Annotated in this window: 10 protein-coding genes and 2 pseudogenes; 5 read left to right on the top strand and 7 right to left on the bottom strand. The window is 73.7% G+C overall.

From position 1 onward, the window contains the following. Positions 1-1,048 (bottom strand): NAD(P)/FAD-dependent oxidoreductase (locus ACOJTC_RS09005; protein WP_420116491.1); only part of this gene is annotated, 1,048 nt, incomplete at its 3' end. Positions 1,049-1,269: 221 nt separating this feature from the next. On the opposite strand from ACOJTC_RS09005, the gene ACOJTC_RS09000 reads away from it, so the two are divergent. Continuing rightward, positions 1,270-1,944 carry a helix-turn-helix domain-containing protein gene (locus tag ACOJTC_RS09000; protein WP_420116492.1) on the top strand — a complete coding sequence of 225 codons (675 nt, stop codon included), beginning with the start codon at positions 1,270-1,272 and terminating at the stop codon, positions 1,942-1,944. 153 nt (positions 1,945-2,097) lie between these two features. Here the strand turns inward: ACOJTC_RS09000 and ACOJTC_RS08995 are convergent. Then, a pseudogene (locus ACOJTC_RS08995) lies at positions 2,098-2,769 on the bottom strand (hypothetical protein); the annotation flags it as partial. Between the two features lie 111 nt (positions 2,770-2,880). Next, a pseudogene (locus ACOJTC_RS08990) lies at positions 2,881-3,828 on the bottom strand (hypothetical protein); the annotation flags it as partial. A gap of 35 nt (positions 3,829-3,863) precedes the next feature. Between ACOJTC_RS08990 and mptB (ACOJTC_RS08985) the strand changes: the two are divergent. Together mptB (ACOJTC_RS08985) and mptB (ACOJTC_RS08980) are read left to right on the top strand one after the other, a co-directional pair. Continuing rightward, a complete protein-coding gene (gene mptB / locus ACOJTC_RS08985; RefSeq protein ID WP_420116490.1) occupies positions 3,864-5,306 on the top strand; it encodes a polyprenol phosphomannose-dependent alpha 1,6 mannosyltransferase MptB in 1,443 nt (480 codons plus the stop codon). A gap of 13 nt (positions 5,307-5,319) precedes the next feature. Then, positions 5,320-6,816: a polyprenol phosphomannose-dependent alpha 1,6 mannosyltransferase MptB gene (gene mptB / locus ACOJTC_RS08980; RefSeq protein WP_420116489.1), complete on the top strand. Its 1,497-nt coding sequence runs from the start codon at positions 5,320-5,322 to the stop codon at positions 6,814-6,816. A 16-nt stretch (positions 6,817-6,832) separates the two neighbouring features. On the opposite strand, the gene glnA is transcribed toward mptB (ACOJTC_RS08980), so the two are convergent. Next, complete coding sequence (glnA, locus tag ACOJTC_RS08975; protein ID WP_420116488.1) at positions 6,833-8,257, bottom strand: type I glutamate--ammonia ligase; 1,425 nt, start codon at positions 8,255-8,257, stop codon at positions 6,833-6,835. 319 nt (positions 8,258-8,576) lie between these two features. On the opposite strand from glnA, the gene ACOJTC_RS08970 reads away from it, so the two are divergent. Beyond that, positions 8,577-8,987 (top strand): RDD family protein, encoded by a 411-nt coding sequence (locus ACOJTC_RS08970; protein WP_204927878.1) that lies wholly within the window; start codon positions 8,577-8,579, stop codon positions 8,985-8,987. Positions 8,988-9,088: 101 nt separating this feature from the next. Here the strand turns inward: ACOJTC_RS08970 and ACOJTC_RS08965 are convergent, their stop codons facing one another. The 3 genes from ACOJTC_RS08965 to lipA all read right to left on the bottom strand — a co-directional run bounded on the left by ACOJTC_RS08965 (position 9,089) and on the right by lipA (position 12,644). Beyond that, positions 9,089-9,778, bottom strand: coding sequence for a DUF4191 domain-containing protein (locus ACOJTC_RS08965; protein ID WP_204927877.1), 690 nt, complete (start codon positions 9,776-9,778; stop codon positions 9,089-9,091). A gap of 77 nt (positions 9,779-9,855) precedes the next feature. Then, the gene (locus ACOJTC_RS08960) at positions 9,856-11,379 is read right to left on the bottom strand and encodes an NAD(P)/FAD-dependent oxidoreductase (RefSeq protein WP_420116487.1); all 1,524 of its coding nucleotides are present in this window, start codon (positions 11,377-11,379) and stop codon (positions 9,856-9,858) included. 215 nt (positions 11,380-11,594) lie between these two features. Further along, the gene (lipA, locus tag ACOJTC_RS08955) at positions 11,595-12,644 is read right to left on the bottom strand and encodes a lipoyl synthase (RefSeq protein ID WP_204927875.1); all 1,050 of its coding nucleotides are present in this window, start codon (positions 12,642-12,644) and stop codon (positions 11,595-11,597) included. A gap of 358 nt (positions 12,645-13,002) precedes the next feature. Between lipA and aspS the strand changes: the two genes are divergently transcribed. Beyond that, on the top strand, positions 13,003-14,289 hold the full coding sequence (gene aspS, locus ACOJTC_RS08950) for an aspartate--tRNA(Asn) ligase (RefSeq protein ID WP_420116486.1): 1,287 nt from the start codon (positions 13,003-13,005) through the stop codon (positions 14,287-14,289). Positions 14,290-14,518 lie beyond the last annotated feature (229 nt).

The following is a 14,518-nucleotide window of genomic DNA, read 5'->3' as shown; positions in this document are numbered from 1 at the left end:
GCTCCCCCCGGGCGGGGTCGCGCGGGGGGGGGCCGCCGCGGTGGGTTGCGCCGCGGAGCTGGGGGGCGTTGGGGGGGCGGGGGCCTCTGACCGCGCCCCCCGCGGCAGCGATGACGGTGGCCTGCGGATCCGTGACGTTGCCGGCCACCCAGACCCCGGGCACCCCGGTCGCACCGGAGGCGTCGGCGGCGACCCGGTCACCGAAGGCGTGCCCGCCGACGACGAAATCCTCCGGGGTCAACCCGAGCCCGGCGAGGAAGGCGGCCCGTGCGGCGAACCGGGGCGCGACCACCAGTGCCTCCCGGGGGACCGCCCGCCCGGACCGCAGCCGTACGCCGGTGAGCCGGTCGGCGGTGACCTCCAGCTCCGCCACCTCGCCGTCGACCACGGTGACCCCCCGGGCGGCCAGCCGCTCCGCGTCGTCGGCCGGCAACGGCCCGGCGGTGTGGGTGAAGACCACCAGGTCATCGGTGAGCTGCCGGAACAGCAGCGCCTGGTGGGCGGCCATCGGGCCGGTGGCGAGCACCCCGACGGCCTGGTCGCGCACTTCCCACCCGTGGCAGTACGGGCAGTGCAGCACGTCGCGGCCCCACCGCCCGGCCAGCCCCGGCACGTCGGGCAGCTCGTCGACCAGGCCGGTGGTGACCAGCATCCGCCGGGCGTGCAGCACCCGACCGTCGGCCAGCGTCACCGCGAACCGCGCCGGTCCAACGCTGCCGGCCGGGCGGGGGTCCTCTCCCGCGCCGCCGGCCGGGTTCGCACCGGTGGTCCCGGGGAGGCCGTCGAGCGGGTGGGCGGCGGTGACGGTGGCGTCGAGCAGGGTCACGCCGTACCGGGCCACCTCGGCCCGGCCCGTCGCGTACAGGGCGGCGGGTGGGACACCCTCGTTGGTCAGGAAGTTGTGCACGTGGTCGGCCGGGGCGTTGCGCGGGGCGCCGCCGTCGACCACCACCACGTCGCGGCGGAACCGGCCCAGGGCGAGCGCACCGCTGAGCCCGGCCGCGCCGCCGCCCACCACGACCACGTCGTGCACCATCGGGTACGTCATGACCACTGCCTCCCTACGGGCGGGTCCGTCCCGCCGGTGCTCCGGATCGTCCGCCCGGCTCACCGTACTGCCAAATTTTGTTGCCGGAATGGCAAACTGGTGCGGTGACCGACGATCACAGCGACCAGCTGGCTGCACCCCGACGCGCCGGCCCACCCCCGGAGCGCGACGAACCCGGGCGGGCCGTGGCGGGCCAGGGGCCCGGCCCGGGGCAGTGGACGGTGCCGGGCGACACCGGCGTCACCACCGAGGAGGAGGTGCTCACCACCGTCGGGCCGCGGCTGCGGGCGTTACGGCCGCAGCGCGGCGTGCCGCTGAGTCAGCTCGGCGCGGCGACCGGGAACTCGGTCAGCACCCTGTCCCGGCTGGAGTCCGGCGGCCGGCGGCCCACCCTGGAACTCCTGCTCGCCCTGGCCCGTTTCCACCGGGTGCCGCTGGACGACCTGGTCGGTACGCCGATGATCGGGGATCCCCGGGTCCACCGCCGTCCGGTCGTCCGGCACGGCGTCACCATCGTGCCGCTGACCCGCCGCCCGGGTGGCGTCCAGGCGTACAAGATGACGTATCCGCCGCAGGTGCCGACGGGGGAGCCGACCCCACAGGTGCACGAGGGGTACGAGTGGCTCTACGTGCTCTCCGGCCGGATCCGGCTGCTGCTCGGCAGGCACGACCTCACCCTCGACGCCGGTGAGGTCGCCGAGTTCGACACCCGCACCCCGCACTGGTTCGGCAACCCGTTCGACGTGCCGGCCGAGATCCTCAGCCTCTTCGGCCCCCAGGGCGAGCGCCTGCACGTCCGCGCCCGCCCCACCGCCCCCTCCGCCACCCCCCACCCGACCGAGTTGATCAAGAGGTTTGCGTCAGGTGAACCGTGGCGGATGACGCAAAGCTCTTGATCACTCGACCCGGACGGGGTGGTCTGCGGTGATCAAGAGGTTTGCGTCCATTCCCGGCGGCGGGGTGACGCAAACCTCTTGATCAACCCGAGCAGGTGCGGGACGGGGCGCGGGGGTGGGGCGGGGGGCGGGGGTGGGGGCGGGTCCGGTGTGGAGGGTCCAGGTGCCGGCGCGGGGGACGGTGACCAGGGTCCAGGGGCCGTCAGGGGTGACGGTGGCACCGGGTGAGACGGTCAGCCAGCGGGAGTGACGGACCCGGACCGGCACCTGGCCGGCGGCGGTGGTCCGGAACGTCAGCGTGGCGGCGTCCTGCCCGACCAGCACCCCGGGCGCGGCGACCAGGGGCGTCGGGTCGGTCACCGCGTACAACCGCCAGTGCCGGTCCGACCAGACCTCGGTCAGGTACGGCAACCCCGCCCCGACCAGTTCCGCCTCGGCCCGGCCCACCCAGGACAGCGGCGCGTCGGCGACGGCGACGTACTGCACGGCGTACTCGTCCAGCCAGGCCCGGTAGCTGTCGGCGGTCAACGGCACACCGGTGCCACCGGCCCCCGGCACGGTGGTGAAGAACAGCGGGTTACGCCCGATGTCGACCTGGCGCAGCCAGCCCCGGGCCAGCGGCACCTCGCCGAGCTGCGCGGCCTCCCAGTAGTTGCGGGTCGGCGGCACCTCCACCCGCCCGGTGAGCCCACGCCGGCCCAGCTCGGCGGCGAGCGGGGCGAAGTAGCTCCGGTCGGCGGTCGGATCGTCGGCGCTGCGGACGTCGGCGGCGACCACCGGCGGCAACCACCAGCACACCACCGCCAGCAGCACGGCCAACGCCACCGCGCCGGTCCCGACGGACAAACTGACCGGCGGGACCGGTCGGGTGGCCCCGCCGGACCCCGGGGCGGCCCGGCGGCGGGACAGCCACGCGGTGAGCCGGGCGGGTGGTCGGGCGGCGGCGGCCAGCACCGGCAGCGCGAACATCGTCACCAGGCGGGTCGCGTTCAGCCCGACCGGGGTGTGCACCAGCGCCGCCGCCAGCACCCCGCCCGCCGACAGCAACGCCCCCACCCGCACCGGCCGGTACGCCACCACCGCCGCCACCAGCAGGCTGACCGTGACCGACCGCAGGGTGTCGGAGCCGCTGATGTTCATCCAGCCGCCCTCGCCGAACAGCAGCCCGGTGACCCCCAGCGGCACCGCCGCCGCGACCCCGAGCAACAGGCCGTCGGCCCATCGGCGGGTGACCAGCAGCGCCACCCCGACCAGGCCGACGAACAGACCCGCCACCGGGCTGCTCGCCGACGCCAGCGCCGCGCCGGCCACCGCCAGGACCGGCCGGCCCCAGCGCCCGCCCCGTGCCCAGCGCCCGCCCTGGTCGCCCGCCCCGCCCTGGTCGCCCGCCCTGTCCTGGTCGCCCGCCCCGTTCCGGCTGGCTGGCGCGGAACTCGGCCCGTCCGGGCCGCGCCGGTCGGCCGGCAGGGTCAGGGCGAGCAGGGCGGCCAGCCCGAACGCCACCCCGAGGGCGTAGGTGACCCGGCCGGAGACCAGGTTGCCGGTGATCGTCAGCACCCCGACCAGGCTGCCGAGCAGCGGCCGGGGCACCCGGGTACGCACCAGCAGGGCGGCGAACGCGGCTGCCGAGCCGACCAGCGCCAACGCCCCGGTCAGGCGCACCCCGAGGGTCGCCATCAGCGGCGGCGAGACCAGGCTGTAGCCGAGCGGCGTGATGCCGGCGTACCAGCGCAGGTCGACCAGGGCCCAGCCGTGCCCGGCGAAGAAGTCGGCGCGGGCCACCTGGGCCGACAGGTCCGACCCGAGCGGGGGCAACGCCAGCCACACCCCGGCGAGCACGGCGGCGATCACGGTGGCCGACCCCACCACCCTGCTGCCCCGCATGCCCACCTCCGGTCCGCGCCCACGCTACTGGCAGCATGACGGACGTGCCTCACCACCTGTCCCGCTGGCTCGGTCTGTCCGGTTCGGTGCTGCTCGCCATCGCCGCGTACCTCGGGGGCGCGCTGCCGGGGTCGGAGCTGCGGCCCACCCCGGTCAGCATCTGGCAGAGCCGGCACGGGCCACTGATCATCGTGCTCTGGCTGGTCGGTACCGGGCTGCTGGCCTGGGCGTGGTGGACCCTGCGCGACCGGGTGCCGTCGACCCGGTGGGCGCTGGTCACCGCCGGGCTGTGGGTGCTGCCGCTGCTGGTCGCGCCGCCGCTGGCCAGCCGCGACGTGTACGCGTACTCCTGCCAGGGCGCGAGTTACGCGGCCGGGATCAACCCGTACGAGCAGGGGGTGTCGGCGCTGCCCTGCCCGTGGATCGACACCATCTCCTACATCTGGCGGGACACCCCCGCCCCGTACGGGCCGCTGTTCGTGATGATCGCCGGGGCGGTGGTACGGCTCACCGGTGGCCTCGACCCGGACACCGCGCTGACCGTCAACATCGCCCTGTTCCGGCTGCTCGCCGTGGCCGGGGTGGCGCTGACCGCCGCCTGCCTGCCGACGCTGGCCCGGCGCTGCGGCGTGCCGGTGCCCCGGGCGCTGTGGCTGGCGCTGGCCTCGCCGCTGGTCGGCGTACACCTGGTCTCGGGGGCGCACAACGACGCACTGATGATCGGCCTGCTGGTCGCCGGCCTGGCCGTGGTGGCGGCCAACCCGGGTCGGCGCTGGCCGCTGCTGGCCGGTGGGGTGCTGCTCGGGCTGGCCGGCGCGGTGAAGGTGACCGCGCTGGTGGTGGTGCCGTTCGCGGTGCTGGCCGCGCTGGTCGGGCCGTACCGGATCAGGGCGCTGTTGCGCGACGGCCTGCCGGTCGCCGTCGGCGCGCTGGTCGCGGTGGCCGGCGCGACCCTGGCGGCGGGCCTGGACTTCGGGTGGATCGCCGGCCTGGAACAGGGCGGCCTGGTGATCGCCTGGACCTCGCCGCCGACCGCCGTCGGGCAGACCGCCGGCTACGTGGCGGCACTGTTCGGCGCGGACGTCGACGCGCTGCCGGTGACCCGGACGATCGGCATGCTGGTGCTGGCGGTGCTGCTGGTCTGGCTGTGGTGGCGGGCCCGCACCCGCGACCCGCTGTGGCACGCCGGCCTGGCGCTGGCCGCGACGGTGGCCCTCGCGCCGCTGTTCCACCCCTGGTACTGGCTGTGGCCGATGGCCGTGCTCGCCGCGACGACCCACCTGTCGACCCGGTGGTTCGCGCTGGTGGCGTTGGTCTCGTCGTTCCTGGTGCTACCGGACGGCACCGGGCTGCCCCGGTTCACCAAGATGCCCGGCGCCCCGCTGATGACGCTGTTGGTGATCGTGGTGGCCGTGCGGTTGGTACGGTCGGCTCGGGCGGGACGGCGACCCGCCACCGTGGATTCGCCCGCCGACTGAGGAGAGGTGGCCGGTGACCGAGGCCGGCGCACCGACCGGGCGGGCCCGCGCGGCGCGCCACCTCGGGCTGACCGGGGCGGTGCTGCTCGCCGTGGCCGGTTGGCTGGGCGGGGTGCTGCCCGAGGTGCCGCCGACCGGCCCGTGGCGCGCGCCGTACGGCCCGGCCGCCGTGAGCTGCTGGCTGGTCGGTACGGCGCTGATGGTGGGCGCCTGGTGGGCGTTGCGTGCCGGTGCCCCGTCGACCGGGTGGGCGTACCGCACCGCCGGGCTGTGGTCGTTGCCGCTGCTGCTCACCCCGCCCCTGGCCAGCCGGGACGTCTACTCGTACGCCTGCCAGGGCTGGTCGTACGCGGCCGGGCACGACCCGTACCGGGTGGGGGTGGCGGCGGCCGGCTGCCCGTGGGTGGACGCGGTGGCGCCGATCTGGCGGGACACCCCGGCCCCGTACGGCCCGGTCTTCGTGCTGTTGGCCGCCCTGGCTGCCGCCGCCGGCGGTTCCCTGGCCGGCACCCTGGTGGTGCTGCGGCTGTACGCGGTGGCCGGGGTGCTGCTGGCGGCGCTCTGCCTGCCCGGCCTGGCCCGTGCCGCCGGGGTGCCCACCCGCCGGGCGGTGTGGCTGGGGCTGGCCTCGCCGCTGGTCGGGGTGCATCTGGTGGCCGGCGCGCACAACGACGCGGTGCTGCTCGGCCTGCTCGCGCTGGGTCTGCTGGTGCTGGTGCGCGCGCCCGGCCGGACCCGGGGGCTGCTCGTCGCCGGGGTGCTGCTCGGGCTGGCGGTGGCGGTGAAGGCGACCGCGCTGGTGGTGCTGCCGTTCGCGGCGTTGACGGCGGTGCACGGCCGCTACACCCTGCGGGCCCTGCTGCGCGACGGCGGTCGGCTCGCCGGGGCGGTCCTGGTCACCCTGGCGGCGGTCTCGGCGCTGTCCGGGTTGGGGCTGGGCTGGGTGGCCGGGCTGGCCCGCAGCGGGGACTCGCAGCAGTGGACGTCGGCACCGACGGCGGTCGGCTTCGTCGTCGACTACGTCGGTGAGCTGGCCGGTCGGCGGCCGGACGCGGTGCCGGTGACGAGGGCGGCGGGCCTGCTGGCGCTGGTGGTGCTGCTCGCGGTGCTGTGGTGGCGGGCGTGGACGGCGCTGCGCCGGCTCAACGACGTCCGGCAGCGGGTGCACCGGCTGGCGGCGGCCCGACCCCGGGTCACCCTGGGCGCGGCGGGTGCGGCGCTGGCCGCGACGGTGCTGCTCGCCCCGGTCCTGCACCCGTGGTACGTGACCTGGCCGCTGCTGCTGCTCGCGGTGTCGGCGACCCGGACCACCTGGTTCGTGGTGCCCGCGGCGGTGGCGGCCTTCCTCACCCTGCCGGACGGCACCACTGTCGCCCGCTACACCAAGGCGCCCGGCGCGATCGTGATGACCGCGCTGCTGGTGGTGCTGCTGGTCGGTGTGGTGCGGAGCCGGCGCAACGGAACGGGCCGGCCCCGCGGAAGCGGAGCCGGCCCGGCCGGTGGAGCGTGACCGTCGAGGGGGGACCTCAGCAGTCGAAGTACATCGCGAACTCGTGCGGGGTCGGGCGCAGGCGCACCGGGTCGACCTCGTTGGCCCGCTTCCACCCGATCCAGGTGGAGATCAGGTCGGGGGTGAACACGCCACCGTCGAGCAGGTAGTCGTGGTCGGCCTCCAGGGCGTCGAGCACCTCCGGCAGCGAGCCCGGCACCTGCTTGACGTCGCCCCACTCCTCCGGCGGGAGGTCGTAGAGGTCCTTGTCGATCGGGGCCGGCGGCTCCATCTTGCTCTTGATGCCGTCCAGGCCGGCCATCATCATGGCCGAGAACGCGAGGTACGGGTTGCTGGACGGGTCCGGCACCCGGAACTCGACCCGCTTGGCCTTGGCGTTGCTGCCGGTGACCGGGATGCGGGTGCAGGCGGAGCGGTTGCGCTGCGAGTAGACCAGGTTGACCGGGGCCTCGTAGCCGGGCACCAGCCGGCGGTACGAGTTGACCGTCGGGTTGGTGAACGCCAGCAGCGACGGGGCGTGGTGCAGCAGGCCACCGATGTACCAGCGGGCGGTGTCCGACAGGCCGGCGTAGCCGGTCTCGTCGTAGAACAGCGGCTCGCCGTTGAGCCAGAGGCTCTGGTGGGTGTGCATGCCGGAGCCGTTGTCGCCGAAGAGCGGCTTGGGCATGAAGGTGGCGGTCTTGCCGTTGGCCCAGGCCTCGTTCTTCACGATGTACTTGAAGAGCTGGAGCTGGTCGCCGGCGTGCAGCAGGGTGGAGAACTTGTAGTTGATCTCCGACTGGCCGGCGGTGCCGACCTCGTGGTGCGAACGCTCCACGGTGAAGCCGCCGTCGACCAGCCGACGCACGATCGCGTCGCGCAGGTCGGCGTAGTGGTCCACCGGCGGCACCGGGAAGTAGCCGCCCTTGTACGCGGTCTTGTAGCCGCGGTTGCCGCCGGCCTCCTCACGCCCCGTGTTCCACGCGCCCTCGACCGAGTCGATGTAGTAGAACGACTGGTGCGCCGAGGTCTCGTGGCGGATCGAGTCGAAGATGTAGAACTCCGCCTCGGCACCGAAGTACGCGGTGTCGGCGATGCCGCTGGCGGCCAGGTAGGCCTCGGCCTTCTTGGCCACGTTGCGCGGGTCCCGGGAGTAGGCCTCACGGGTGAACGGGTCGTGGATGAAGAAGTTGAGCGCGAGGGTCTTCTGCGCGCGGAACGGGTCGATGAAGGCGGTCGCGACGTCCGGGAGCAGGAGCATGTCCGACTCGTGGATCGCCTGGAAACCGCGGATCGACGAACCGTCGAACGCGAGACCGTCGGTGAAGACGCTGTCGTCGAAGGACTCCACCGGCAGGTTGAAGTGCTGCATCACGCCGGGCAGGTCACAAAAACGTACGTCGACGAACTTTACGTCCTCGTTCTTGAGGTATCGCAGGAGTTCCTCGGGATTGGCAAACACACGTCCTCCTGGCACGTCCACTCCGGTGGCTGGGCTCTGGCGACGCTATGACCGCGGGGTTGCTCGCCCGTGTCTCCAATGTTTCTGCCGTGTTACGCCGCTCGCGGAGCGTCATCTGCGCCGCTCAGTACCCGCCGGGTTGTCCGTTCGGACGATACCGGCTGAAGCACTGTATCGCTTTTCGGGGTGATAAGACCGAATTTGCACAGACTGCGGGAACGCCCCTGCAGTCCACCTGCTGGTCCGCCCCCGAGCCGCCCCGGGGCCGGCGGTGGGCTGCGGGGCGGCCCCGAGACGGTGCTGACTACCCTGGACCACCGTGACGAGTCCGCCCGCCGCGGCACCGGTGCCGCCCGCCACCGACCCCACCTTCGACCCGCCGGGCCTCGGCCGACGGTTCGGCGCCCTGGTGATCGACTGGGTGCTCTGCCTGCTGGTGTCGAACTTCTTCGCCGACCCGGTCCGCGACGGCTGGGCCCCGGTGGTGGTGCTCATCGTCGAGTACGGCTTCTTCCTCGGCCTCTTCGCCCAGACCCCCGGCATGTGGATCACCCGGCTGCGCTGCCTCGACTGGTCCGACGGCGGGCGGCTCGGGATACCCCGGGCGCTCCTGCGTGGCCTGCTCCTGGCCCTGGTGGTACCGCCCCTGATCATGGACGCCCAGCGTCGCGGCCTGCACGACCGGCTCACCGGGGCGGTCGTCGCCGACGCCCCCCGCCCCGCCCGCTGACTCCGGCTCACCCGCCGGCCCCGGCCTGCCCGCCGACCCCGGACACGCCGCGAGCCGGGCCCGACGGACGGGCCCGGCTCGCGGAGGCGTACCAGAGGGGGTCAGCGGCCCCGGGTCTGGCGGAACGCGCGGCCCGGCGGCCGCATGTTCTTGGGAATCGCACCCTTGGGCATCTGCGGGCGGGCGGTGAGCGCCTTGAGCCGCTTGTCGAGGGAGTTGACGTCCTTGCCGTTGAGCGTGCGCGGCAGCCGCATCAGGGTCATCCGCAGCTTGCGGATCGGCAGCTCACCCTCGCCCTGGCCGATCACGTAGTCGTGCAGCGGCGCGGAGCCGATCACCTTGGCCAGCCGGCGCTTCTCCTGGCCCAGCAGGCCCCGGACCCGCTGCGGGTGCCCCTCGGCCAGCAGGATCACGCCGGGCCGGCCGATCACCAGGTGCACCATGTCCATCTGGGTGGTGGAGCTGACCGCCGGGGTGACCCGCCAGTCACCACGCATGCTCTCCATGATCTGCGCCGCCGCGCCGGGCTGCCCCTCGGCGGCGTTCATCATCGCCTTGTTGGACCGCAGGTTGAGCACGATCAGCAGGGCGAGCAGGGCGAACAGGATGCCGATCGGCAACCAGAGCCAGCCCCAGAGGATCACCGCGACCACGGTCAGCGCGAGCGGGATCAGCACCGCCCCGGCGGCCAGTGGCGCGAACCACCTGTCCTGCTTGGCGGTGAACTTGAACACCATCCCGATCTGCTTCAGCCGTTGGCCGAACGAGACCTTCTCCTGGGGCTTTGCCATGCCGCCGAGTCTAGTGGTCGCCGCCAGGACGGATGATCCCCGGCCGGTGGGCGGCCGGGGCCCGTCCGTGACGGTGGTCAGCCGGTGGGTGAACGGTCCCCGACCGGCGCGGTACGGGGGCGGGGCACCACCGGTGCGGCGCGGCCGGTGCCGGCCTCGCCGCGACCGGCGTGGGCGCCACTGTCGGTGCCGCCCTCCTCGTGGTAATCCTCCTCGACGTTGACCGCCCAGACGTCGTGGTCGGTGCCGTCGAGGATGTTCTCCGCGGCAAGCATCGCGGTGAGCATCGAGTGGTCCTGGTTGTTGTACCGGTGCATGCCGTTGCGACCCACCGGGTGCACGTTCGGCACCGCCTCGGCCAGCCAGCGGCGGATCACCTCGACGGCCTCGGCGTACCCCTCGTCGTAGACCGGGTACGCCTTCGGCATCCGCACCACGTACCCGGTGGTGACCGAGCCGGGGCGGACCAGGCCGAGCCGCTCCAGTTCGGCGGTGCCGAAGGCGACCAGCTCCGGGTCGGGGGTCGACCACAGCTCGTCGCCCTCGTTGACGAAGTACTCCAGGCCCAGGCAGGTGCCGCCGGCCCGGACCATCTCCGGTGACCAGGCGCCGTAGTTCTGGATCCGCCCGACCTGCACCCCGGGGGTGTGCACGTAGATCCAGTTGTCGGGGAAACCGGCCTCGGCCGGCACCACCAGCGCCACGGTCAGGAAGTCCCGGTGCCGCAGCGCGTCGGCGGCCTCGCGTACCTCGGTCGGCGCGGGCGGGTCCATCGCCCGGACCAGGGCCGAGATCGGCATGCTGGAGACCACGTGGTCGGCGGCGATCCGCCGCTCACCGGACGGGCCGTCGACGGTCACCGCGACCGCCCGGCCCTCCTCGCGGTGCACGGTGCGTACCGCCGTCTCCAGCTCCACCGTCCCACCGCCCTTGACCACCAGCTCGGCGCAGCGTTCCCACATCATCCCCGGGCCGAGCCGGGGGTAGCGGAACTCCTCGATCAGGCTGGTCACCTCGGTGCCGCCGCGCTGGGGCAGCAGCGCGCCCCGGATCGCCGCGCCGAGGGAGAGGTTGCGGATGCGCTGGGCCGCCCAGTCCGCCTGCAGCTCCGTCGCGGGGATGCCCCAGACCTTCTCGGTGTACGTCTTGAAGAACATCCGGTACAGCCGGGCCCCGAACCGGGCCGACACCCAGCCCTCGAAGTGGCTCTGGTCGGCCGGCGGACGCACCCGCGCCCACAGGTACGACCCGACGCACCGGCAGGCCTCCCACACGCCGAGGTTGCGCAGCGCGTTGCCGGCCCGCAGCGGGTAGTCGAAGAGCCGACCCTGGTAGTGGATGCGGCTCATCCGGGGCCGCAGCAGGAAGTCGTCGTCGGAGAGCAGCTCGTGCCAGAACGCCTCGACCCGCGACACCTTGGTGAAGAACCGGTGCCCGCCGATGTCGAACCGCCAGCCCTCCCGCTCCACGGTGCGGCTGATCCCGCCCACCACGTCGTCGGCCTCCACCACGTCGACCGGGGCGTGTCGCCGGGTCAACTCGTACGCGGCTGTGAGGCCGGCAGGGCCGGCGCCGATGACAACCGTGTGCGGCTGCGCCATCAAAGACACCACCATCGATGAGTTGCGGGTCAGGGCTGGCGGAATCTAACACGATCCCGGCCTGCCCGGACAGCGCCGTCGAATCGACGCCGAGCTGCGGCCGGACACCTCTTGCGGGTGCGGCCGAGGTCTGGGAAGATCGACACATTCGAATGCCCGGCGGTCGTCGCCGTGGCCGGTGGTTCTCCGCAGGCGTGCCCGGTGGCGTCCCGGGGTCAGCCGACAGTGACCGAGGCGTCCCGGCGGGCCGTCAACGCCTGCTGGTAGAGCCGCCCCGCCCGGTACGACGACCGCACCAGCGGCCCGCTCATCACCCCGGCGAAGCCGATCTCCTCGGCCTCCTCGCGCAGCTCGACGAACTCCTCCGGCTTGACCCAGCGGGTCACCGGGTGGTGCCGGGGGGTGGGCCGCAGGTACTGGGTGATGGTGATCAGCTCGCAGCCGGCCTCATGCAGGTCGCGCAGCGCCTGGGAGACCTCGGCCCGCTCCTCGCCCATGCCCAGGATCAGGTTGCTCTTGGTGACCAGCCCGGCGGCGCGGGCCTGCCGGATCACGTCGAGCGAACGCTCGTAGCGGAACGCCGGACGGATCCGCTTGAAGATCCGCGGCACCGTCTCGACGTTGTGCGCGAGCACCTCGGGCCGGGCGCCGAACACCTCGGCGAGCTGCTCGGGGACGGCGTTGAAGTCGGGGATCAGCAGCTCGACACCGCAGCCGGAACGCAGCGCGTGGATCTGCCGGACCGTCTCGGCGTAGAGCCAGGCACCGCCGTCGGGCAGGTCGTCGCGGGCCACCCCGGTGATGGTGGCGTAGCGCAGGCCCATCGTGGCCACCGACTCGGCCACCCGACGCGGCTCGTCGGCGTCGAACTCGGCCGGCTTGCCGGTGTCGATCTGGCAGAAGTCGCAGCGCCTGGTGCACTGGTCGCCACCGATGAGGAAGGTGGCCTCCCGGTCCTCCCAGCACTCGTAGATGTTGGGGCAGCCGGCCTCCTGGCAGACGGTGTGCAACCCCTCGCGGGAGACCAGCCCGCGCAGCTCGGTGTACTCCGGCCCCATCTTGGCCTTGACCTTGATCCACGGCGGTTTGCGCTCGATCGGCGTCTCGGCGTTGCGCGCCTCGATCCGCAGCATCCGTCGCCCCTCGGGGGCGACCGTCGCGGAGCGCGCTGCCTGCTGGGTCGTCGGCGCGGAGTGCTCGATCGTCACAAAACCGAGCCTACGCCCGACGGCGGCGATCGATGCACGTCGGGCGACCGGCGTCACGTCACGGGTCTTGTGACACCGGCCACCCGGCGGCCGGAAAAGCCCGTTACAGCCCGGTGGGACGGGTGCTAGCGTGCCGGCAGAGCTGTGACGGAGCCGAGTAACGCCCCGATCCGCCAGTGCAGAGAGCCGCCGGTTGCTGGAAGGCGGTCTGACGCCGGGGCGCGAAGACCCTCCCGAGCCGCGGGAAGAACAGCGCGTCCGCGCGCCCAGTAGAGCCCGCCCGGCTGGCCCCGGTGAAAAGGCGACGAATGAGGCTCCCGCCACGGCGGGGGCGAAGGTGTGGTGGCACCGCGAGGTTCCCGCTCGCCCACACCTCCCGGGGATCGCGTTGCGATTGATCGAGGAGGTAACCGCCGTGCAACGCATCCTTTCCGCCCACCTGCCCACCCGCACCGGCACGACCGTGCGGATCGCCGGCTGGGTGCACCGCCGCCGACTGCTCAAGTCGGTGGCCTTCCTGATCGTCCGGGACGCCACCGGCCTGACCCAGGTGGTGGTCACCGACCCGGACGTGCGGGCCGCCGTGACGGCGCTGCCCGAGGAGACGGTGGTCGAGGTGGTCGGCACCGTCACCGCCAACGGCACCGCGCCCGCCGGGGTCGAGCTGACCCACCCGACGGTACGACCGCTCGGCCCGCCCGCCGTGCCGCCCCCGTTCGACCTCTACCGGCCGACGCTCACCGCGACCCTGCCCACCCAGCTCGACCACGCGCCGGTGGCGCTGCGGCACCCGACCCGCGCGGCGGCCCTGCGGATCTCGGCGGCGGCGGTGGCCGGCTTCCGGGCCACCCTGGACGCCCGTGACTTCGTGGAGGTGCACACCCCGAAGGTGGTCGCCACGTCCACCGAGAGCGGGGCGAACGTCTTCGCCTTCGACTGGTTCGGCCGGCCCGCCTACCTGGCCCAGTCGCCGCAGTTCTACAAGCAGCTCATGGTGGGCGTCTTCGAGCGGGTCTACGAGGTGGGGCCGGTGTTCCGGGCCGAACCGCACGACACCGTCCGGCACCTGGCCCAGTACACCTCGCTCGACGTCGAGTTGGGCTTCGTCGAGGACCACCGGGACGTGATGGCGGTGCTGCGGGACACCCTCGCGGGGATGCTCGCCGAGGTGGCCCGGCGGGCCGGCGGCGCGGTGGCGGCCCTGGGGCTGACCCTGCCCGACGTGCCGGTCGAGATCCCGGCCGTGCACTTCGCCGAGGCGCTGCGGATCGCCGGTGCACCCGCCGACGAACCCGACCTGGCCCCCGCTCACGAACGGGCGCTGGGGGAGTGGGCCCGCGCCACCCACGGGTCGGACTTCCTCTTCGTCACCGGGTACCCGATGGCGAAGCGGCCCTTCTACACCCACCCCGACCCGGCCCGCCCCGCGTACTCGAACGGTTTCGACCTGCTCTTCCGGGGTCTGGAGCTGGTCACCGGCGGGCAGCGGCTGCACCGCCACGCCGACTACCTGGCGGCCCTCGCGGCGCGCGGCGAGCCGGTCGAGCCGTACGCCGGGTACGTGGACGCGTTCCGGCACGGGATGCCGCCGCACGGCGGCTTCGCGATCGGCCTGGAGCGGTTCGTGGCCCGACTGGTCGGCGCGGCAAACGTCCGGGAGGTGACCGCCTTCCCGCGCGACCTGCACCGGCTGACCCCCTGAGCTGCGGTGCGCTACCCGGTGGCCCATCGGTGCCGGCCTTGCGGTGGCGGCCTTGCGGTGGCGGCCTTGCGGTGCCGGCCCTTGCCGGGGTCGCCCGCATGTCGGTCGACGCTGCCGCCTCGGGCGGGTCGAGCACCCTGGGTGACGAAGCGGGCTGAGGCCGCCCGCGATCACCCTGGGTGATCGATTTTCGGGGGTGCCGGCGCTGCCCTGCGTCCGAAATTCGCAC

This window comes from Micromonospora sp. (genome assembly GCF_048594385.1).
GTDB lineage: Bacteria > Actinomycetota > Actinomycetes > Mycobacteriales > Micromonosporaceae > Micromonospora > Micromonospora wenchangensis.
The sequence above is the reverse complement of the archived record's forward strand: the minus strand, read 5'-3'. Positions and strand labels throughout refer to the sequence as shown.